The following is a 20,109-nucleotide window of genomic DNA, read 5'->3' on the forward strand; positions in this document are numbered from 1 at the left end:
CCCCCATTGATTCGAAAGAATCGGTGGGGTCATTTTTCATCGTGCTGACCGAAAGCTGCGTCTGAGGCGAAAAATCCTTTACCTTAGTGAAAAGTATCAATTAGGATAACGACCACCTAGTTTTCCTAGGCAGGATTTACTCAGTTCCACGTGATTGATCAGCATCTGGCTCCAGAAAGGGCTCTGCCATGTCGAAGACAACCACCGTTGTTCGGACCGCCGCAATCATACTTGGTTCAGGACTCATCGCTGCGACGCTGGCACCTGCTGCCGGCGCGAGCACAAACCTGGACTTCACAGACGGCGGACGGATCGCGTCGGGGCTCTCCAATATCGAATTGCCTGACGGACTCTCTGCAGGCTCCATCGGCGGGCAGGAGCTCAGCCAAGTCGACCAGTTGGATCCTGAGCGGTACTCAGGTCGCTGGTATCAGGTCGCCGCGATCCCTCAGCCTTTCTCCTTGCAGTGCTATTCCGATACGACTGCTGATTATGGAGTCCTTGATAACTCAACAATCTCAGTGACCAACTCATGTTCCACGGTGTGGGGAGGCGAGTCATCGATCTCTGGCTCTGCGAAGATCCAGGACCCTAATCAGCCCGCTTCTTTGCGAGTCGCATTCGACGACACTCCCGGTCAGTCGCTCGACGGCTCGGTGAACTACCGAGTCACCTACCTCGACGATGACTATTCGTTGGCCGTCGTCGGAGATCCCGATCGACTCTCCGGCTTCGTGCTCAGCCGAACGCCCTCGATCAGCGCTGAACAGTGGCAGAACATCAATTCCGTGGTCACCGACCGGGGTTGGTGGAGCTGCGCCTTCCTAACGACCCCGCAGACCGACGGCCGCCAAGACATCACCCCGCTCTGCCAGGCGTAGAAATCAGCGAGTTTCGGACGTAACTGGCCTCCTCATCCGTCGACCGTCTCGACGCGGGATGTAACGTGAGAAAATGACTGAGAACCAGACGGCGCTTCCCATCGACGGACAGCGAGTGGACGAGTGGATCGCAACTTTCGCCGCCCTGACCGACGAATCCGTCGTCACCCCGGGAGTGACTCGTCTGGCCTACACGCCGCTAGAGCGTGAGGCGCATGCGCTCTTCACGGACTTCATGGCGAACCTTGGTCTGAAGGTCTGGACGGACGCCGTCGGCAACACCATTGCCGAGATCCCGGGTACCGAGGATGATCATCCGGCCGTCGGTACCGGTTCTCACCTCGACAGCGTGCCGTCAGCGGGCAGGTTCGACGGAGTCGTCGGCGTTGTCGCTGCAATGCTCAGTGCTGAGGCGATTGTGCGCAGCGGCATCACCCATCGTCATCCCATTCGGTTCGTTGTCTTTGCCTGTGAAGAAGGCGCGAGATTCGGCCAGGCCTGTATCGGCAGCCGCATCGTTGCTGGTCTCACGACCTCTGCCGACCTAGAACGACTCAAGGACTCTGACGGCGTCAGTGTCGCCGAAGCTATGTCGGCCCTCGGCTTTGACTCGAGGGCCGTCGAGGAAACGCTCTGGAGCCCGGAGGACTGGGCCGGCTTCATTGAACTGCACATCGAACAGGGCTCTGTCCTTGAGTCTGAAGGCATCCCCATCGGCATCGTCGATGTGATCTCCGGAAGCAGTCGGTTCGAAGTCGAGCTGACTGGCATTGCAGCGCACAGCGGTGGAATGCCGATGCATCTGCGTCGCGACGCCCTCGCCGCAGCAGCAGAGATCCTCGTCGAGTTCGAGAAATTGGCCAACGATGAGCTTCACGACGGCACCCGCATCACCGTCGGCCGCCTGGACGTGCAACCCGGTTCCATCACGACGATCCCTGGTCGTTGTGTCTTTTCCGTTGACGTTCGCGATACCGATGAGGAGCGGCAGCAGCAAACGGTCCGCGATGCGATCGAGATTGCTACGGCCATCGCAAACAAACGATCGGTCGCGATTGCTACACGCAAACTTGCCGATGCAGCACCGCGGGAGCTCTCCTCTGAGGTCCGCCAGGTTCTGGCCGAGACGTGCCAGGATCAGTCAGTTCAGTCGCGTTCACTCCCCAGCGGGGGAAGCCACGACGCACAGATGGTCAGCACGATCTGCCCGACCGGCATGCTCTTCATTCCCAGCGGCAATGGCGGAGTTAGTCATACGCCAGATGAGTTCTCAAGCACCGAGGACATCGTGAGAGGAGCGGAGATTCTCGTCGACGCAGTGCAGCGACTTGCTGGAACTCAGCGCTGACGAAGATTGCCCCGGCCGGCAAAGAGCTTTCATGGTGGGACGGTGAGTGGTCAGGCACAGATATGGTCCCGAGCGCAGCAGATAAAGCTCCGCCCGGTACACAATCCGAAGACTGTGTACCGGGCGGAGGGGAGCCACGTGGAGGTGGCCGGGCTGATCGGATCAGCCGGAGGGATTAGTAGATGAAGACCTGGTCTCCGACCTGGAGGTAGTCGAAGAAGGTGATGGCGTCCTGCTGCTGCAGACGGACGCAGCCGGCGGACTCGCCTTCGAGGGAACCCTCGTGGAAGGCGTGGCCGTTGTTGGTGAAGTACACGGCGTACGGCATCGGAGCCATGTCGTAGAGGTACGAAACCTCGTCCTTGACCTTGCGGGTGACGTTGAAGTCGCCGCGCGGGGTCTCCTCACCGGGCTTGCCCGGCTTCATGGCGACCGGGCCGTGGCGCAGACCGTTCTCGTCCTGCAACCAGGTGCGCTCACCATCGACATCGACGCAGACCTTGGCGGTGACGGGGCAGGGGCTCTCCGGGAGGGTCGCCACTGCGTCATCGACTGCTGCCTCAGCAGGAGCCTCTTCCTCAATGACGGGCTCCGGTGCCGGCGCGGGGGCTTCCGGGGTGCCGTTCGGCAGGAAACGGTCCAGGGTGTCCTGGACGTCCTGCGGCACCTGGATGCCCGCACGCTCGAGGGCGTCGGTCGCATCGGTGTTGCTCAACACCGGCTGTGCTCCGGCAGCGGCCGGATTGGCCACGATTCCAAGTGCAACGGCGACCGGGGCCGCTGCGTACAGGGAACGACGGAGTCGGTTAGGTCGTCTGTGCTTCGCGCTCATGGAACAACCATAAAGGCTGAACACAGGTTATGAACAACGGAAAATTACCCCCGAACACAGTGGTGAACCTCAGATTCATGCCCGGAAACTATTGTCCGAGAACGTAATCGGCCGGACATGGCCGCTTAATGTGCGGCGGTGTCCGAACGAAGTTCGTGAATACCGGCTACAGCAGCGTCGCCGGGCGGATCTTGTTCGCCATATCCACCAACCGGTACCGGTGCCTGGTGAACGGCGAGGAACGAGCCAATTGCCGTAGTCCAGTTTCTAGTCCGGTGCGGAGGCCGTAGAGGGAGAAGGGGACGTCGAAAAGCGCGTTTGGGGAAGCGGCCCGATCCAAGTCATTAGCGCGCAGCCAGTTCAGCGCCGAGGTAAGTACAGCGATGCGCAATTGCTCAAAACGAGGCTCGTTGGTGGGGATTTCGCCGAGCCGTCGAGCAGCGCGGTGAATGCGCGACTCGGTGAGCTGGGTGGCAGGGCCAGAGACGAGCAACAAGATCGTCGTGAGTTTTGCCATGCGCTGGTGCCGGGAGTTCATCGGGACCCGGTTGAGCGTCGTGATGGCGGCCTCACGCTGCTTCTCGGCAGCCAACTGACGGGCAAGACCGAAGGCCGAGGAAATCGTGGTGCGGTTGGTCGTCCACACCATCGCGTACAGGCGGATCGCGTGGAATCGCACAGCAACAGGATCGTTGGCCTCCGATGTCCAGCGATCGTTGATCTTCGACAGCATCGACTCGGGCAGATCCTCGTAGGTCTGGTCTAGTTTCGCCAGCGAGTGGGCAACTGACGGCTCCAGGAGCTGGCGCTCACTGAGCCCGTCCTGCTGCAGGATCAGCTCTAGTGTCGCGGCCAGCGCCAATTTTGGAGCCGGCTCACCCGGCAGCATGCTCAGCACGTGGTTGAAGTCTTCGAGGGCGGAGGCGTAGTCGTCGAGAAGCAGATCGGTGATGCCCGAGTACCAGTCGTAGCGCCAATTCCGCAGGCCATGGATCGGCGTTTTCTTCAGCATCGCGCGGGCGTCCTCGACATCGCCGAGGTCTAGATGCGCACGAACGATGGCCAGGGGTATCTCGGTGGAACCGGAAAAGTCCGGGTTACCCATCGCCGCGGTGAGGGTCTCAATCAGTTCGCCGGGCTCGGTGTAGGACGCCGCAGACAGCAGCCGCGCGCCAGGATCGCCGTCATCGACCAGCGGCACCGGAAGGGCCGCAGTGATGTCCGGGGGAGTGATCATGACCTCGCGGGCGATGCCGTCCACGAGCTGATCGGTGCGGAACACCAGGTGCTTCGTACCGTAGGTCGAACGCTGCGGGGAGAACAGCGACCCCAGATGCGGGTACTGCACACCGTCGCGGATGGCGAGGATCTCACGCAGCACGCCGGTGAGCTGATGCGACATCTCCTCGGCAGAGTGGAATCGCTCTTCCGGATCTTCGGCACAGGCGCGCAGCAGCAGGCGGTACAGCGAGAGGTTGCGGCGGAACAGCGGCTCCTCGGTCGGCGTCGGAAGGCCGTGGTCGAAGACACCGTCGGTATGCGGCAGGTTCACCGTCAGCGACGCGAGGGTGCGGCCCACCGTGTAAATGTCCGATGCCACTGACGGTCCCGTACGAGAGACCTCCGGTGCCTGGAAACCGGGCGTGCCATAGATGTGCCCATACGCACCGATGCCGGTGACAGCACCAACGTCGATGAGCTTCACGTGATCCTCGGTGAGCAGCACGTTGTCCGGCTTAAGGTCGTTGTAGACCACGCCACGCGAGTGCAGATAGTCCAGCGCCGGAAGGATTTCCAGGATGTAGCCGATGGCCAGATCGACCGGCATCAACTTGTCGGCGTAAATCCGCTTGCGCTGGCGCATCGAGGGGCCACCGACGTACTCCATGACGATGAAGCCGGTCTCGTCCGCGTCGCTATCGACGTCGATGAAGTTGATGATCTTCACGATTCCCGGGTGGGTGATCTCCGCGAGGAACTCACGTTCTGCCTGCACGATCGTGTTGTCGCGCTGCTGCGGGCTGCCGAACAGTCCCTTGAGCACGACCCAGCGGTCGGAGACGTTGTGGTCCACGGCCAGGTAGATCCAGCCGAGGCCGCCGTGCGCGATAGGGCCGGCGATCTCGTACTGGTCGGCGACGATGTCTCCGCGGTGCAGACGCGGCGGGTTTTTCCCGGTGGAGTCGATCTGCTCCTGGGTCATCAACGCATCCCGCGGGTTCGTCGGCGGGATGTACGGCACTTGCACCATGCCGTCGGCGACGAGGCGCCCGGGGCGCTCGCGGGTACGCCGCTCGCGGAAGGTGGTCAGTGCCTGCCGGTGTGACTCGGCAGAGGGATCCGGGCGGGTGGAGGAGACGCCGAGAAGCTCGGCGATCTCGATGGACTCGGCGAATTCGTCGTCATCGTCGTCGGCGAACGGGTCATACGGCACCGCTTCGGTGCCTGGCCCGGTCGCCGCGGACATCGGTACCGAGTCCTGGTCCAACGGGTCCGGCGATGCGGTGGGTGCGGTGGCGGGGCCACCCGCGGTGGGTGCGGAATCAGGATTCTTGCTTCCCGACGTCCCCGTCCCACCCCGCACCGTCTCCGCCGTCGACCCACCCGCGACATCATCAGCCGGTGCCTGCGAATTGGTGGTTGTGTCCCGGTCAGAGGTGTTGTCGGCCATGGCTACGAATCCTCTTGGTCGGCGCTGTCACCGGAGTTGGTGCCGGACCCGGAGTCGGCGTCCGACTCGGTCTCGGTAATGAAATCTGACGGGGGCTGGGCCTTGGCTGGGAGGTAGGGGCCGAGCCAGGTGTCGAAGATGCTGTTCCAAGAACCGTCGCCACGCATGCGCTCCAACGTCGAGTTGATCTGGCGCACCAAACCCGTGTTGCCCTTCTCCACGGCAGCGGCGAAGTTCTCACTGGTCAACTGCTGATTGACGATCTGCAGGCTGGAATCTTGGGCAGCGTAGCCGGCAAGAATCACCGTGTCGGTGATGACCGCGTCAGCCTGGTGCTGCTGAATCGAGGTGAGGCAATCGCCCCAGTTCTGCACGATCAGCAGCATGCTGTCAGAGGCGATTTCTCGGGCAACCTCTTCGGAGGTGGTGTTCCCGGATACGCATACGGTGCGACCTCCCAAGTCTTCGGCAGACTCGATTCCGGAGGTGGTTGTGGACAACAGTCCAGTCGACGAGGTGAGATACGGCGTGCTGAAGTCAACGACCTCATTGCGCGAGGGCGTGGTCGTCATGGTTCGAATGACCACGTCGACGGTGCCGGATTCGATTGCTTCGCTCCGCTCACCGGAGTTGATGTACCGGAAGTCCACCCGATCAGGGTCGCCGAAGATGTCTCGGGAAATCTCCCGGGACAGATCGATCTCGAATCCGGACAGTTCGCCGGTGGCATTGCGGAAACTCATGAGGTTCAGCGAGGGGTCAACTCCGACGATGATTCGTCCCCGGTCGACGATCTCTGGGATGCGGTCTTCAGCGGTACCTGTGCCTGGTGCGTACGAAGACGTCGCTACACTCCGGTCGCCTTCCTCCGGGGCGCGGCTGTCCGCGGCTTCGTAGTACGCGCCGGGCGGAAGTGGGCGATTGCCGGAGGCGCTGTTGATGATGTCCGAGAAGGGGTCGTCGACAAGCGGCTCATTGCCAGCGCACGCGGTCAGAGCAAGTGCAGCCACGGTGATCATGGCAGCCGAGCCCGCAGCCCGACGGCGCAGGCGAGGACGAGGTCGAGGCAGCGGGCGCGGCATCACAGGTACTCCAGCATCGGTTGGCGGAACCCGAAGGCGACGCAGGTAGTGGACACGATGGAGATCAACACCACGATCGAGGACAGGGCAGCGGTAGCTGCTCGGGCGTCTTCAATTCGGGCGCGCAGGTCCGCGCGTGATTCGGCGATGGCGATCTGCAGTGATTCGTCCAGTTCAGAGAAGGCACTGGCGGAGGAATAACCCCGCAGACCGTCCCCGGAAGCGATGGTCGTGGCAGCGTCGTAATTGCCGGCGTCGCGATAGTCGACCATCTGGTTGTGGGCAGCGCGCCATTGCGTCAGGGAACTGGAGGCGTCCAAGATCGCTTGGTCCCGCAGACTCTCGCGGGTGTCGCCGACGATTCCGGCGGTGTCGGCGGCTTCGGCGATGAGGGTGTCGACACGCGTGGTGGATTCATTGAACTCACCGCCAGTGTCGCTACGGCGGTTGACCAAGTCGAGGGTCTCCGCTGCGCGGGTCTGCTGCGCGGTGATGCGCGCCTCGGTGAGGAGCTCCACCGGTGGCGCCTGCCTGATTGAGTCGGCACCGCGCCAGACGGTGACCGGCATGATGCTGATCGCCCCCAACGCGGTGATCATTAGTACCGTCGCTGAGGCTAGGCCCGGATTGACCAACCTGCGCGTGCGGCGAGTCAGCCACAATTGCGTCCCCAACAGCATCAATACAGCGGCGAACAGACCGGAGATCGGAACCCACGGCAGACTGGTCTGAATCAGTCTCTCTTCAGCGACCTGGACAGATGAGAGCCGATACAGTTCCGCAGCAGCCGGCAGGATCGAACTCTGCATCAGTTCAGAGGCCTCGATCAGATACGTGACACCGACCGGATTGCCCTGCTGAGAGTTGGTGCGGGCAGTTTCAATCAACCCTGTATACAGCGGAACCAAGCGTTGGACCTCAGTGATCGCCTGCATTTGTTCGCCAGTGACGTCATTAACTCCGGCGGCCGCACGGGTGCCGGCGATGGAGGCCTGCGCAATCGCGTCGTCGTAGTCTGAGCGCAATTCACTGTCATTGGTGCCAAGGCCGAGGCTGAACGCGGTATTCGCCGCAGCATCGGCCACCGACAATGCGGAGTACAGGTGCTGCGTGGCATTGGCCATCGGCTCTGACTGGGCGGACAGATCCGCCAGGGCAGTCTGCCGGTTGTTGGTATTGCCGGCCACAGCAAGACCAGCCGCGAGGATTGCGATCACCAGAATGAACGCCACCAATGTGATCCGCCCAGGGGAAGTCCACATGAAGGACATGACCTGACGGGGCCGCTCGAAGGCAACGAGGAACTGATTGACCAAGAGGCCGCGCTGGTGGCGCAGCCCCAAATTGTCGACGTGAGCGTCTTCCTCGGTCACTGCCGCGGGATCTTGTGGCTCAACATCAATGTCGGAAGTGTGGTTTTGGCCCACACCGGTTGCCACGGGGCTGCCCCCTGTCTCGACGGGCTCGGAAGTGCCCGCCGCAGCTGCTGCAGTGGGGGTCTGGCCGGCGGAATCAGGATGCTCGGAAAGTCCGGTGGCATGGTCTGTTCGGCCGGAGAACCTGCGCCGACGAGGTCGACGACGAGGATTCTCGCCGGAGTGGGCACCTGCCGGGTCGGCCGGGTTCGATTTCCCGTCGACCATGCCTCACCTCCGGAGCATCGGGCTGCGGTTATCGCAGCTAGTTTTGCACGGTTTCTATGCTAGACCTGTTCTCCTGTGAGGGAAAACACAGCATGTGACAGAAGTGGTCAATTGAGGTTGCAGGTACCCGTTTGCAGCGGTGACACGTGCCCCTCGACCACGGCAACCACTCGCGTAATGTGAAGGCCATGCTCAATGACGGGAATGGTTGGTCCGCAGGCCCCAACGGGCTTCGGCTGTGGGGTCGTTTCGGCGCAGCGGGCCTATTGGCTTTCACCCGGGACGGCCGGGTTTTGATGCAGCACCGCGCGGATTGGACCTCCCAGCCTTTGACCTGGGGTCTTCCCGGTGGCGCGCGTGACTCCCACGAATCTGCGGAAGAGACCGCGCTGCGCGAGTCTTTCGAGGAAACAGGGATCACCGGCGCGGATGTGACGGTCCTCCATGAGGAGGTCACTTCCGGGCCATTCCCGGAGGACTCGGACCGACCGGACCTGTCCGGCAACTGGACTTACAGCACCGTCTACGCCTTCACCGAAGATCCGGTGGACACCATCCCGAATGAAGAATCGCTCGCGCTGGTGTGGACCCCCATCGCCGAGATTGAGGCCTTGGAACTGCATCCGGGCTTCCGCATGAGTTGGGAGAACGGCGTCCGGCAGACGCTCGAGCGTCTGCTCGACGAGCAGTCTTAAAAAAAGCTTAACGACGTCCACGTGGAGGCACTGCGGCCTCCCACTAGGACGTCGTTAAGCAGTGGTGAGTCTTTTTATGCGCGGTCCGCGACAGCGGCCGCACCGGCAGAGACAGCGGTGACAGCCAGGACCGACGGCCACGGGCCGATCTTCTTTGCCAGCGGGTGCGAGGCACCGAACGCACCGACGTAGGTGGCGACGAGACCAGCGGTAGCAGCCGCGCCATTGCGGGCAGCCCACGTGCGGGCGGCATACCCACCAGCGGCGGCGAGAATGACACCGCCGAGGGGACGGATTCCGGTTTCGCGTGCGGTGACCCAGCCACCGATGAGGCCGACCGCGATGAGCGGTGCGGTCTGGACGTCAGTGGCCTTCTTCAGCTTCATTTCCATAACCATCACCGTACTCACCTGGACCGTTTCTGTCCGGGATTGCCCTCAGAGCGGTCGGTGGCACACTGGGCCGCATGATTGAAGTATCTGGATTGACGAAGCGGTACGGAAGCGTCACCGCCGTCGACGACGTCAGCTTCGCTGTGAAGCCCGGTGTAGTCACCGGCTTCCTCGGGCCGAATGGAGCTGGCAAGTCGACGACGATGCGCATGATTCTGGGACTCGACCGCCCAACAGCGGGTACAGCGACCATCGCAGGAAAGGAATTCGCGGAACTGCGCCGCCCGGGCACCGTGATCGGCGCCCTGCTGGATTCGAGGCAGGTGCATCCTCGGCGCCCTGCCGCAAAGCACTTGCGGTGGGTGGCTGCAGCCTCCGGGCTGCCGGCCTCACGCGTTGACGAGGTCCTGAACCTCGTTGGCCTCACCGACGTTGCTGGCAAGCCCGCCGGCGGCTTCAGTACCGGCATGGCCCAGCGACTGGGCTTGGCTCAGGCACTGCTGGGTGACCCGGAGTACCTCGTGCTCGACGAGCCGACCAACGGCCTCGACCCCGAAGGTATCCGGTGGAACCGAGATCTACTGCGCTCCCTCGCCGATGAGGGCCGCACCATCCTCATGTCCTCCCACCTCCTGTCGGAGATGGCAATGACGGCCGACAACCTTGTCGTCATCGGCCGAGGCAAGCTCATCGCCGACACCACCGTCGACGAATTTGTTGACGGCACCGAACAGAGCTCCGTACTCGTCCGCGCCGCGGACCTGGAAGCTCTCGCTGCGGTTCTCGGCACTGCCGGTTTCACTCCCTCACCGGCCAATGACGAGCGGGGCCGCCCGGTCCTGCGCGTCGCCGGAGCCACCGCAGACCGGGTCGGTCTGGCCGCATTCGACGGTGGCATCGCGCTCACCGAACTGCTCACCGAGCACCGGTCCCTAGAGGATGCCTACATGGCCTCCACCGGCGACGACGTCCAGTACCAGGGAGGTAACCGCTGATGCTCACTGACGCACTCCGCGCAGAATGGTCCAAACTCCGCACCACTCGATACCTCTGGTGGATCTCGGGCATCGTGTTGCTCGTCTCCGTCGGTGTGGCTTGGGTGATGGCCTTTGGAGCCTCGAACACCTTCCGTGGCCTGGTTGACCAGCTCTCCATGGATCCAGCCTTCGCCGAGGGCCTTGCTGAGAGCCCAGAGCAAGCCGTCGCTCAGATGATGAGCCTCAATACCGAGGTGCTGGCCTCTGGCTTCCTTGACTTCGGTATTTATCTGATCGCTGTCATCGCGATCATCACCGTCACCGGTGAATACGCCAATGGGCTGATCGGCTCGACTGCGATGGTCGTGCCCAAGCGCTCAGTCATCGCCTCAGCCAAGGCCATCGTCGTTGGCGTGTGGTCCGTCCTGCTGGCGGCTGTGTCCACCTTCGCGGCCGTCGCTGTCGGTTGGGCAATGCTCCCGCCGGAACTGTCCGAACAGATCGCTATCTTCGGCTCCGGTTCCCTGTGGATCTACCTCACCGCCGCGATCACCGCGCTGGTGATGACCCTGGTCGGCGTTGGCCTCGGATTCCTGCTCCGCTCGACCGCAGGCGCCATCGTTGTGCTGATCTTCTGGATCGTCATCGTCGAGAACGTCACCCCGTGGATCCCCGAGCTCGGCGACATTTTGGCGCCGTGGCGCCCGATCAACGCACTCAACATGTTCATCACCGGCGAGGTGCCGGCATACGGCGTCAACCCGCCGTGGGAGTCCCCGTGGCTCAGCCTCGCCTACGTTGCAGTGTGGGCCGTGGTCATTTTCATCGCGGGCCTGCTGACCTTCCGCTCCCGGGATATCGACGCAGCAAAGTAACCAATCTCCCCTCTCCCGGTCATGAGTGGGGGAGAGGGATGCCGACCAGGACGTCGGGAAGCGAAGTTTTTCGCTTCTAGACGTCCAACTGGCGGCGCTGGTGCTCCTCGACGTAGCTCTCGGAATGCTCCGAGAGCTTCAACATCGCCGGCACCGCCTTAATCAGCGCGCGGACATCATGGGCCTCCATCGTCGAAACGATGCTCGTGATGATCTCGCCCCAATGCTCGGTGACATGCTCCAGCATCTCCCGACCACTATCGGAGATGTAAAGATCCTGCGCGCGGCGATCATGAGCGTTGTTCTCACGATTGAGCAACCCGCTGTCCAGAAGACGACGAACCGTCGCCGACACATTGGACGGACGCAAGAAACGCATCCGAGCGATATCGGAAACGCCACACCCGGGGTGCAGTGCAACAAAGTGCAGCACCTCCATCTCCGACTGCGAGATGTCTAGGCGCTGGTTCGGACGCTCCCCCAAACGGCGAGTTGCCGCGAGAAAGTCGTACAGTCCCGCGGCGATCCGCCGGACATCTCCCTGCGTCGTCGGATCGAGACTGATCCTCTTCGCGGCAGGGTCGAGGCCGGTTGTGGATCGGTTCCGGGACGTGTTTACGGAAACCATGCGGTAGCCTTTCCTCTTCGTGCCGTGTTAGCCGTCAAGCTGGCCCGTCCGCATGCTGCGGCCGGTGGGCGCGTCGTATCTATTCATTAAACTTTATCTGTTCATCGTAGAAAGTCAGCTATCCGAGAATGCCGGAATCACGGAACTTTATTGAAGGAAAGCACAGAAATCCGCTTCCTCCTGGGATTTTGATCGCACTGTCCCTCGCCACGATGGCCGGGCCAATTTCCATCGACACGTACCTTCCCGCGTTTCCGGTGATGGCGGAAGCGCTTGGCGCTACTGATGCACAGATACAGTTCACGCTAACAGCGTTCATGATCGGCATGGCTGCAGGCCAGTTCTTCATCGGTCCGATCTCCGATGCGGTGGGTCGGCGCAAGCTCCTCATCGCCAGCCAGGGCATCGCCGCAGTGGCCGCCGTAATCTGTGCGCTAGCACCGGTTGTCGAACTTCTGATGGCCGGACGTTTAGTACAGGGGCTCGCCGGTGGCGCCGGTGTTGTCCTTGCTCGAGCGGTCGTTGCGGACATGGCGGTGGGCAACTCCGCGGCCAAGGCCTTGTCGTTGATGATGACGATCAATGGCGTCGCCCCGATTTTGGCGCCGGTCATCGGCGCGGCCCTGTTGGAGCCGTTCGGCTGGCGCTCAATCTTCTGGTTCATCGCGGCGTTCGACATCATCGCGATGACTGTATTGGCTATAGCGATCCGTGAGTCGTTGCCGGAGGAACGACGCAGCGCCGGTGGCCTGCGCGGCCTTATTGGTGGCATCGCCTATGTGGTTCGGGTGCCTGGTTATCTCGGGTACGTGATGGTCTTCTGGTTCGGCTTCGGTGCGATGTTCACCTACATCTCCGGTTCGCCGTTCGTGATCCAGAATCAGCTCGGACTTACCGCTGGGCAGTTCTCGATGACCTTCGCCGCAGCATCAGTGATGATCGTGGTCGGCAACCTGCTCAACGTGAAACTGGTGGACCGGTTCGATCCGCGGACGATTCTCGCCGCCTCACTCGGGATCGTGATCGTGGCGTCGGTGCTGATCCTGATCGATTCGATGACTCATCCGACCCTTGCAATCATCCTCGCGCTAATCATGCTTTTCATGCTTGGCATGGGCATGCTGATGGGCAATGCCGCGGCGCTGGCCACCGGAATCGCCCGGGAGCGCGCCGGTGCCGCGTCTGCTCTGCTTGGTGCTGGCCAGTTTATTGTCGCGGCGATCGTGTCCCCGATGGTCGGACTTGGCTCCGATCCAGCCCGAACGATGGGCGCGGTGATGGTGGTATCCGCAGCCATCGCCGTTGGTGGTTATGTCTGGGCTCGAGTCAGCGAACGCCCCAGGCCCTCCGCAGCGCAGGCCCTGGATAACTAGCGACACCCCGTCGGTCGAAGGACCGGACGGGGCGCGGAGGCGGTGGCAGAGCTGAGTTGGCGACTACACGTCGTAGTCGACGATGACCGGAGCATGGTCGGACGCGCCCTTGCCCTTGCGCTCTTCCCGGTCGATGAAGGCATCGGTGACCGTGGAGGCCAACGCCGGGGTGGCCAACTGGAAGTCGATGCGCATGCCCTCGCGCTTCTGGAAGCGCAGCTTCTGGTAATCCCAGTAGGTCCACTCGCCCTCGGTGTGGGCGCGAGTGACCTCAGCCCAGCCGGCTGCCTCTAGCGCGCGGAATGCTTCGCGCTCTGGCTCAGTGACGTGGGTCTTGCCCTCGAATGCGGCCATATCCCAGACGTCCTCGTCCAGCGGTGCGATATTGAAGTCACCGACGTACGCAGCTTTCAGCTCCGGGTCAGCCTCCAGCGATGCAACACCTGCGGTCCGCAGCGCCTCGAGGAAACGGAGCTTGTATCCGAAGTGCGGGTCGTCGATCTCACGTCCGTTGGGGACATATAGGCTGTGCACACGCACACCACCGCACGTAGCGGCGATATGGCGGGCTTCCAGAAGCTGCTCAGCCTCCTGATCCTTGGTGAATCCGGGTTGATCGGCGAAGGATGTTGCGACGTCCTCCAGCCCGACGCGAGAGGCGATGGCCACGCCATTCCACTGGTTGAGCCCGAAGTGGGCAATCTCGTAGCCCATCTCCTCCAGCTGGGCGCCGGGGAACTGGGCATCCTTGCATTTGGTTTCCTGCATTGCCAGGACGTCGATCGAATGACGTTCCAGTACCGCAGCGATGCGGTCGATCCGGGTGCGGGCGGAGTTCACGTTCCAGGTGCAGATGCGCATGGGTCACAAATCTACTGGCAAGCACATTTCGCTGCACCGCCGCATCGGAACAATCAGCACTGATCAGCCGTTGTTACTGGCGTGAGCCCTTACGCTTCCGGAAACCCGCACCAGCCCGGCGACGACCCTCGCTACGGGCCGTTCAACGCTGGGCAGGACCCGGTAAGCCCCTGGCCGGAGACCTACTGGGAAGGCCGGCAAGCACTGAACCCTTACGCTCAGGAGCCGCGGCGCACCGAGGAAATGCGGCGGCCGCCATCGACCTACGCCCCGCCGGTGCCGAGTAGTCCCCGCATTACCCCGCAAACTGTCGCGGCAGCCGAACAGCTCGGCTATGACCCGACGGTCGTCAATGCTCCGATCGTTCGTCGATTCTCTGCGCTGCTGATCGACATGGCGATCTATTTGGTGGCTGTCGCTGGTCTCATCGGTATCTCCGGAATCGCTGGTGGGGCAGAAGGTGCCCTCATCGCTTCGATCGTCGCCGGTGTCCTTGGCCCGGTGGGCTTTTACGGTTACCGCTCAGCCGGCGACGCCATCTTCGAGGGCAGCCCCGGCAAGCGCATGCTCGGACTTTCGATGGGTGGACCGCACAACCTTCCGGTCAGCGGTGGCGCCGGGTTCAAGCGGAACCTGTGGATGCTCACCTCAGTCGTCCCGGTTTTCGGCCTATTCGTCTCGCTCGGCATGATGATCTGGATTGCTGCCGGCATCAGCAATGATCCGCTCGGCCGTGGTCCGCATGAGCGGTGGGTGGGAACCCGAGTCATCGAGACACCGCCGAAGCCGATTAAGCCGGTTGGACAGCCGAAGTCGAGTAAAAAGAAGTCCGTTAAGAACAAGAAGAACAAAGCCATAAAGCGCGGGTCCTCGCGGAATTAGCGGTTCAACTGATTGGCGCGCTGTGAGGTGAATGCTGGGAGCGGGCTATTTCTTGCCGGTCAATTTTGGTTAAGCAAACCTTTGCCTGGTGAAAAATAATGGACTCAAAGTTCAGCGGACCGCCCGTGGTGTTGGTTCTCTCGTAATCGCTTCGCTTCTAGTGTTGGGGTGCTCATCCACAGAGGGGTCGGAGAATACGGCGCAGGTGGCGGAATCGCGCGAAATTTCGCATGCTCGGGGAGAGACATCCGTGCCTGCGAATGCCGAGAGGATCGTTGTTCTCGAGCCAGTCCAGCTGGACACGGTAGTGGCCCTTGACAGGATTCCGGTGGGCGCTGCGGTGCTCAACGAAACCCTGGGAGTGCCTGATTACCTCGGTGACGATGCCGGAGATATCGCCTCCGTCGGAACAGTGACTGAACCCAATGTTGAAGCGATCGCCGCCCTCGAGCCCGACCTGATCCTCGGCACGGAAAGCCGCCATTCAGAGATCTACCAGCAGCTCGAAGCTATCGCTCCGACGGTCTACCTCACCGATCACACCAATCCGTGGCAGGACAGTGTGCGGATGGTAGCGGAGACCTTGGGTGAGACGGCCAAGGGCGAAGAGGTTCTCCAGAAGTACGACGATCGCTGCAGCGAGGTGGACGAGGCACTGGGCGACGAGCCGCGCACCGCTCAGTTGATTCGACCTCGTGACGACAGTTTCAGCCTCTATGGTCCGGATTCCTTCGCGGGATCGACTCTCCTGTGTGCAGGTTACGAACTTCCGGAGCGTGACTGGGATGACATTCTTGTTGATGTTTCCGAGGAAAACCTGGGTTCTGCCGCAGCTGACCTCGTTATGGTGACCTCTGTCGACCCGTCGGATCAAAGCACCATGCCTGAAACAGTGACGAGCAGTGTTGAGCGCTCTTCTGACACCGGACAGGTGGAGCTCGTGGATCAGTCCCCATGGATCACGGGCGTGGGGCCGCTCGGAGGTCAGGCCGTGCTGGATGATCTAGAAGCGATCGGAACCGGCGCAGGGCAATAGCTGACCTCTGCGTAATTGTTGTTCGATAACTTGAGCTGCGACAAGCTCGTGACGTGTCGGTGGTGTGAAAGTGAGAAGCGTGAATCGCAGTTCTAGGCCATGGCAGTACCGCGGCTTCCCGGTCACCGTACGGGCCAAGTCTTGCCCCGCCCCGAATTTTGTGCGGATCACCTTCGCCGGTGAGGAATTGGCGATGTTTGCTCCAGTTGATTCGGACCTACGGATCAAAATCGTTTTCCCGTCTCCTAGCGGGGGATTCGATGATTTTGGACTTTTGGACGAGCCGACACCGGAGCCTCATGTCTGGAAAAAGCGGCTGCGCCAGATTCCCCCTGACAGAAGGGCGATTCTGCGAACCTATACCCCGGCTGCAGTGCGCAATGAGTCAGCTGAAGTTGATGTGGACTTCTATCTTCATGAGCCCTCCGGACCCGCACTTCGATGGGCGAGCATCTGCGAGGTAGGCGACCAGGTAGTCATTACCGGCCCCGACCTGAGGGCGTGGGCAAACGACTACGGGGTCCACTACAGGCCCCCAGCTTCGATATCGCAGGTGCTACTCATTGGTGATGAAACGGCACTACCGGCAATGTCGAACATCATCCGCACAGAATCCGGAAAACCTGGTGTGTCTACGTCGGCGATTGTGGAACTGGCAGACGCTGGTTCTGCAGATTTAATCGACCTACCTGAGCCGACGATCATTCTGCGAGGGGAGGATCCCCAGCGGACTCTCGAATCCGAGGTCGGACGGTGGTTTCTCCGCAACGAGTGGCACCCCGGAGTATTTGTATGGCTCGCGGGAGAAATCCGGGACGTATCTGATCTTCGCCTTCTGATGGAGACACAGTATGGAGTGCCGGATACCCATATGAGCTACCTGGGGTACTGGAATCGCGAAGGTCGTCCTTCGTAGCTAGCCGGTTCACGAGCCGCGTCCCACCAGTCACTTTGACCCCGCCCCCTTTTCGTAACCGGCCCCAAACACGGACCCCTCTTCTTTATTCAGGCGATTGTGCAAAATGCCAGGTAGGGGCGTTTTGGGCCGCCGTAGGTGCTTACGAAAAGGGGGCATAGTGCCTGGTGCGAAAAACGAAAAGAGGGTGCAGTCGATTTGTGGTCCTGCGCCCACCCATCCGCCGGTAGGCGTCTAGCCAGTCCACTCCGCGTAGCGGTGCCGGTGCTGCTCGGCGAAACCGAGCCCTTGGTACATGGCCAGGCCAGGCTCGTTGGTTGCGATGACCTGCAGGTACACCGCGTCCGCGCCGTGCTGCGCGCCCCAGTGCATCATGTGCAGGCCCAGAGCTGTGCCTAGGCCTTTGCGTCGCCAGTCAGGTGCGACCTCAACAGCGGAGAAACCCATCCACGTGCGGCCGTCATCGGAGTCAGTGAGAGTTCCGCGAGTAATAGCAACCGTCTGCCCGTCGACCACCAAGCGCCCGAACGTCATGCGTCCGTCGATTTTCGTCATGAGCAGCTCCAGCGCCTTGCGCGGAAGGGCCTGGCCACGGAAGTGGTAGAGCGAAAGCCACTCATCATCGGGCTGGTCGAGGGATTGGAAGGTGGCGTGGATGAGGGAGACGTCGGGAAGCGGAAGGTCTTCCACATCCCGTGTCATGACCACGATCTCGGGCCCTCGGGTCCACCCATCGCCGAGGATGAGCTGCTCGGCGGGCTTGCAGAGCCGGTCCGGCACGGCGATGCGCACGGGAAGTTCATGGCGCTCGTAGAACTCGGTGATGTCCTTCAGCGGCACCGGGGTGGTGCCAGCGGAATGGCCGAGCGGGATCGCTGAATTGGAGCGTTCAGTGATGCCATCGCCGGCGCGCATGAGCCAGCCACCGGCCCACGTGTGCTCGATGCCAGGGAACGCCTTGGCGGTGGCAACTTCCACGGCGCGGATGTCCGAGTTTCGCACCGGACGGTCAGGCAACGCCTTAATCACCAACACCTCGTGCTCGGAAAAGTCCACGACCGGTGCATCCGCCGCAGCACGCTTGCCACCTGGGAGCTGCGGGCGCACCACAAACGGCTCAGTGGAGACGACATGGCCGATCACGTCAGTGGCGAGCTGGGAGATTCCCCCAGAGCGCTCTTCCTCGGTCAGGGCACGACGGACCACGACACGTCGGCCGACCTCCACCGGAACTGTGTTCCAGCGGGCGGCTGAGTACTTGCCTGGGCCTGCCGACCCGTCAGTCATCCGTGTCATCCTCATGTCCGAACGGATCCGGGTCCACGCCCGGAGTCCACGTCTTGCCTGCGACGGTCCAACCCGAGCGCTTGATTTCCTTCTTCGCGGCTCGCTTCCAGCGGCCGATCAACGTGTCGGTGTACAGGAATCCGTCGAGATGCCCGACCTCATGCTGCATGCAGCGAGCGAGGAAGCCCTCGGCCTCAACGCGCTTTTCCTCACCGTTCTCATCCAGGCCAGTGACCACAGCGGTGGCGGCTCGACCGGTCGGGAAGCTAAGTCCCGGCACGGAGAGACAACCCTCGTCGTCGTCGCCGCCGTCGTCCGGCATCGTCTGGGGGATCTCGGAGGTCTCCAGCACGGGGTTGACGAAGCAACCGCGGTGCCACTTTCCCTCGTCATCGGGGCAGTTATAGACAAACAGTCGCTTCCCGACGCCCACCTGATTCGCCGCCAGCCCCACACCATGCGCGGCATCCATGGTTTCGAACATGTCCCGGATAAGATCCGCGAGGTCAGAGACAGGTTCGGTGACCGGCTCGGTCGGGTTGTGCAGTACTGGGTCGCCGGCGATGACGATGGGAAGAATGGCCATGGGGACAGGGTAGTTCAGGGTGGCTAGAAGTTGAGCCACAGATGCCGGTTATCGTTGCCGCCATGAACGGTGAGGAAGCGGAACCTCGGATCGAGGGGGATACCGCGGGGATTGATGCGCATCTGGCGTGGCGGATGTTGCAGTTTGAGCGGACCTGGATCACCGACCGGTCCAGCACTGTCTTCGGGCCCGCAGCGCGGGAAGAGGCGGTGCGCGCTGAGTTCGGGATGGATCCGTTGAGGTACCACCAGGTGTTAAATCGTCTGATCTCGACTCGTGGGGCTGAGGAGTCCGATCCGGTGACTGTGCACCGCCTGCAGCGACTCCGCGACGGTAATTCTTGAACACCCGGTAAAGCCGGTGTAGCGAGACGTTACGATGGGGCACGTGCCCGATCAGAACCTGAACCAGAACCCCGACTCCGGCCGACACCGCGTTGACGGTGACTTCGAGTACTACGAATCGATCGAGGAATCGACCCCTGGTGGCGCCGCCGCCGGGGCTGCTACTGCTGGAACTGCAACAGCGAGTGGAGATTCCAACGGTCCGATCCCGTTGCGTGGTCTGGCGATGGTCCTTATCTTCATTGCGATTCTCCTGGTTGGTTGGGCGTTCTACTCCATGTTCTCTGGCAGTGGTGACGATGCCGCGGCAGGGAACGAGACAGTTGTGGTTGAGGAAGAGCAGGCTCCGGCGCCCCAGGACCCGGCGCCCGGCGCAGAGGCCCCAGGCAATGATGAAGCACCGCTTCCCGACGAAAACGACACCAACAACGCCGACAACGACGCCCCCGCTGAGGCTCCGGAACCGGCTGGCCCGGCACCTGCTGACCGCGGGTCCACGAACGTGCTGGTCCTGAACAACAGCACCTCTCCGGGATGGGCCGATGAGACCGGTGGTGACCTCGGCCAGCAGGGTTGGGCGAACGTCAATGGCGGAAACCTGGCCCGCGATAACACCGGCATCACCGCACCGACTGTCTTCTTCGACCCGGGCAATGATGCCCAGCGTGTCGCCGCCGAAGAGATCGCCCGCGACAATGGATGGGTAACGCAGCCTCGCAATGACGTCCTTAACGACCAGCCGATGGATTCGGTCATCGTCGTCGTCGCCGGCGAGCGCTGACCACGCGCCGGGTGTGGCG

Annotated in this window: 20 protein-coding genes; 11 read left to right on the plus strand and 9 right to left on the minus strand. The window is 62.1% G+C overall.

The features are described from left to right. The first annotated feature begins 188 nt into the window (after positions 1-188). Positions 189-881, plus strand: coding sequence for a lipocalin family protein (locus YWU_RS0109705; protein ID WP_027020314.1), 693 nt, complete (start codon positions 189-191; stop codon positions 879-881). Between the two features lie 73 nt (positions 882-954). Continuing rightward, on the plus strand, positions 955-2,229 hold the full coding sequence (locus tag YWU_RS0109710) for a Zn-dependent hydrolase (protein ID WP_051260241.1): 1,275 nt from the start codon (positions 955-957) through the stop codon (positions 2,227-2,229). Positions 2,230-2,404: 175 nt separating this feature from the next. On the opposite strand, the gene YWU_RS0109715 is transcribed toward YWU_RS0109710, so the two are convergent. From YWU_RS0109715 to YWU_RS16245, 4 genes are all read right to left on the minus strand, one after another. After that, positions 2,405-3,061, minus strand: a complete 657-nt coding sequence (locus tag YWU_RS0109715; protein WP_027020316.1) for a L,D-transpeptidase — start codon at positions 3,059-3,061, stop codon at positions 2,405-2,407. Between the two features lie 166 nt (positions 3,062-3,227). After that, the gene (locus YWU_RS16235) at positions 3,228-5,732 is read right to left on the minus strand and encodes a serine/threonine protein kinase (protein ID WP_240484109.1); all 2,505 of its coding nucleotides are present in this window, start codon (positions 5,730-5,732) and stop codon (positions 3,228-3,230) included. Positions 5,733-5,734: 2 nt separating this feature from the next. Then, positions 5,735-6,814 carry a glutamate ABC transporter substrate-binding protein gene (locus YWU_RS16240; RefSeq protein ID WP_051260242.1) on the minus strand — a complete coding sequence of 360 codons (1,080 nt, stop codon included), beginning with the start codon at positions 6,812-6,814 and terminating at the stop codon, positions 5,735-5,737. Beyond that, the gene (locus YWU_RS16245) at positions 6,814-8,457 is read right to left on the minus strand and encodes an MCP four helix bundle domain-containing protein (protein ID WP_051260243.1); all 1,644 of its coding nucleotides are present in this window, start codon (positions 8,455-8,457) and stop codon (positions 6,814-6,816) included. Before YWU_RS16245 ends, YWU_RS16240 begins: the two co-directional genes overlap by 1 nt. Before the next feature lie 188 nt (positions 8,458-8,645). Between YWU_RS16245 and YWU_RS0109735 the strand changes: the two genes are divergently transcribed. Beyond that, positions 8,646-9,152 (plus strand): NUDIX domain-containing protein, encoded by a 507-nt coding sequence (locus tag YWU_RS0109735; protein WP_027020317.1) that lies wholly within the window; start codon positions 8,646-8,648, stop codon positions 9,150-9,152. A 74-nt stretch (positions 9,153-9,226) separates the two neighbouring features. Here YWU_RS0109735 and YWU_RS0109740 read toward each other — a convergent pair whose 3' ends face one another. Next, positions 9,227-9,544, minus strand: coding sequence for a hypothetical protein (locus YWU_RS0109740; protein WP_027020318.1), 318 nt, complete (start codon positions 9,542-9,544; stop codon positions 9,227-9,229). Positions 9,545-9,618: 74 nt separating this feature from the next. On the opposite strand from YWU_RS0109740, the gene YWU_RS0109745 reads away from it, so the two are divergent. Continuing rightward, positions 9,619-10,539, plus strand: a complete 921-nt coding sequence (locus tag YWU_RS0109745) for an ABC transporter ATP-binding protein (protein ID WP_027020319.1) — start codon at positions 9,619-9,621, stop codon at positions 10,537-10,539. Then, positions 10,539-11,396 (plus strand): ABC transporter permease, encoded by an 858-nt coding sequence (locus YWU_RS0109750; RefSeq protein ID WP_027020320.1) that lies wholly within the window; start codon positions 10,539-10,541, stop codon positions 11,394-11,396. Before YWU_RS0109745 ends, YWU_RS0109750 begins: the two co-directional genes overlap by 1 nt. 76 nt (positions 11,397-11,472) lie before the next feature. On the opposite strand, the gene YWU_RS0109755 is transcribed toward YWU_RS0109750, so the two are convergent. Continuing rightward, positions 11,473-12,024 carry a MarR family winged helix-turn-helix transcriptional regulator gene (locus YWU_RS0109755; RefSeq protein ID WP_027020321.1) on the minus strand — a complete coding sequence of 184 codons (552 nt, stop codon included), beginning with the start codon at positions 12,022-12,024 and terminating at the stop codon, positions 11,473-11,475. A 128-nt stretch (positions 12,025-12,152) separates the two neighbouring features. On the opposite strand from YWU_RS0109755, the gene YWU_RS16250 reads away from it, so the two are divergent. Next, positions 12,153-13,397 (plus strand): multidrug effflux MFS transporter, encoded by a 1,245-nt coding sequence (locus YWU_RS16250; RefSeq protein WP_084142062.1) that lies wholly within the window; start codon positions 12,153-12,155, stop codon positions 13,395-13,397. Between the two features lie 63 nt (positions 13,398-13,460). Here YWU_RS16250 and YWU_RS0109765 read toward each other — a convergent pair whose 3' ends face one another. Then, the gene (locus tag YWU_RS0109765; protein ID WP_027020322.1) at positions 13,461-14,258 is read right to left on the minus strand and encodes an exodeoxyribonuclease III; all 798 of its coding nucleotides are present in this window, start codon (positions 14,256-14,258) and stop codon (positions 13,461-13,463) included. 81 nt (positions 14,259-14,339) lie between these two features. On the opposite strand from YWU_RS0109765, the gene YWU_RS16255 reads away from it, so the two are divergent. The 3 genes from YWU_RS16255 (at position 14,340) to YWU_RS0109780 (ending at position 17,092) form a co-directional block, all read left to right on the plus strand. Next, entirely contained in the window at positions 14,340-15,140 is an 801-nt protein-coding gene (locus YWU_RS16255) for an RDD family protein (protein ID WP_051260245.1), read from the plus strand. A 250-nt stretch (positions 15,141-15,390) separates the two neighbouring features. Next, the gene (locus YWU_RS0109775) at positions 15,391-16,176 is read left to right on the plus strand and encodes an ABC transporter substrate-binding protein (protein ID WP_240484110.1); all 786 of its coding nucleotides are present in this window, start codon (positions 15,391-15,393) and stop codon (positions 16,174-16,176) included. A gap of 79 nt (positions 16,177-16,255) precedes the next feature. After that, positions 16,256-17,092, plus strand: coding sequence for a siderophore-interacting protein (locus YWU_RS0109780; RefSeq protein WP_169718904.1), 837 nt, complete (start codon positions 16,256-16,258; stop codon positions 17,090-17,092). Between the two features lie 234 nt (positions 17,093-17,326). Here the strand turns inward: YWU_RS0109780 and YWU_RS0109785 are convergent, their stop codons facing one another. Both YWU_RS0109785 and YWU_RS0109790 read right to left on the minus strand, forming a co-directional pair. After that, the gene (locus YWU_RS0109785; protein WP_051260247.1) at positions 17,327-18,379 is read right to left on the minus strand and encodes an N-acetylglutamate synthase, CG3035 family; all 1,053 of its coding nucleotides are present in this window, start codon (positions 18,377-18,379) and stop codon (positions 17,327-17,329) included. Then, positions 18,372-18,965, minus strand: a complete 594-nt coding sequence (locus tag YWU_RS0109790; protein WP_027020326.1) for a peptide deformylase — start codon at positions 18,963-18,965, stop codon at positions 18,372-18,374. Before YWU_RS0109790 ends, YWU_RS0109785 begins: the two co-directional genes overlap by 8 nt. Before the next feature lie 62 nt (positions 18,966-19,027). Here YWU_RS0109790 and YWU_RS16260 point away from each other — a divergent pair, with 62 nt between their 5' ends. Next, positions 19,028-19,309 carry a DUF3263 domain-containing protein gene (locus YWU_RS16260; RefSeq protein ID WP_169718905.1) on the plus strand — a complete coding sequence of 94 codons (282 nt, stop codon included), beginning with the start codon at positions 19,028-19,030 and terminating at the stop codon, positions 19,307-19,309. Positions 19,310-19,352: 43 nt separating this feature from the next. Then, a complete protein-coding gene (locus YWU_RS0109800) occupies positions 19,353-20,090 on the plus strand; it encodes a LytR C-terminal domain-containing protein (protein ID WP_169718906.1) in 738 nt (245 codons plus the stop codon). Positions 20,091-20,109: the final 19 nt, after the last annotated feature.

Source organism: Corynebacterium sputi DSM 45148 (assembly GCF_000427865.1).
Taxonomy (GTDB): domain Bacteria; phylum Actinomycetota; class Actinomycetes; order Mycobacteriales; family Mycobacteriaceae; genus Corynebacterium; species Corynebacterium sputi.

Bases quoted from the DNA above. Each gene is read 5' to 3' on its own strand.
- YWU_RS0109785 (WP_051260247.1), bottom strand. From the start codon at position 18,379: ATGACTGACGGGTCGGCAGGCCCAGGCAAGTACTCAGCCGCCCGCTGG.
- YWU_RS0109765 (WP_027020322.1), bottom strand. From the start codon at position 14,258: ATGCGCATCTGCACCTGGAACGTGAACTCCGCCCGCACCCGGATCGAC.
- YWU_RS0109740 (WP_027020318.1), bottom strand. From the start codon at position 9,544: ATGGAAATGAAGCTGAAGAAGGCCACTGACGTCCAGACCGCACCGCTC.
- YWU_RS16250 (WP_084142062.1), top strand. From the start codon at position 12,153: ATGCCGGAATCACGGAACTTTATTGAAGGAAAGCACAGAAATCCGCTT.
- YWU_RS0109705 (WP_027020314.1), top strand. From the start codon at position 189: ATGTCGAAGACAACCACCGTTGTTCGGACCGCCGCAATCATACTTGGT.
- YWU_RS16235 (WP_240484109.1), bottom strand. From the start codon at position 5,732: ATGGCCGACAACACCTCTGACCGGGACACAACCACCAATTCGCAGGCA.
- YWU_RS0109715 (WP_027020316.1), bottom strand. From the start codon at position 3,061: ATGAGCGCGAAGCACAGACGACCTAACCGACTCCGTCGTTCCCTGTAC.
- YWU_RS16260 (WP_169718905.1), top strand. From the start codon at position 19,028: ATGAACGGTGAGGAAGCGGAACCTCGGATCGAGGGGGATACCGCGGGG.
- YWU_RS0109790 (WP_027020326.1), bottom strand. From the start codon at position 18,965: ATGGCCATTCTTCCCATCGTCATCGCCGGCGACCCAGTACTGCACAAC.
- YWU_RS0109750 (WP_027020320.1), top strand. From the start codon at position 10,539: ATGCTCACTGACGCACTCCGCGCAGAATGGTCCAAACTCCGCACCACT.
- YWU_RS0109710 (WP_051260241.1), top strand. From the start codon at position 955: ATGACTGAGAACCAGACGGCGCTTCCCATCGACGGACAGCGAGTGGAC.
- YWU_RS16245 (WP_051260243.1), bottom strand. From the start codon at position 8,457: ATGGTCGACGGGAAATCGAACCCGGCCGACCCGGCAGGTGCCCACTCC.
- YWU_RS0109745 (WP_027020319.1), top strand. From the start codon at position 9,619: ATGATTGAAGTATCTGGATTGACGAAGCGGTACGGAAGCGTCACCGCC.
- YWU_RS0109755 (WP_027020321.1), bottom strand. From the start codon at position 12,024: ATGGTTTCCGTAAACACGTCCCGGAACCGATCCACAACCGGCCTCGAC.
- YWU_RS0109735 (WP_027020317.1), top strand. From the start codon at position 8,646: ATGCTCAATGACGGGAATGGTTGGTCCGCAGGCCCCAACGGGCTTCGG.
- YWU_RS16240 (WP_051260242.1), bottom strand. From the start codon at position 6,814: ATGCCGCGCCCGCTGCCTCGACCTCGTCCTCGCCTGCGCCGTCGGGCT.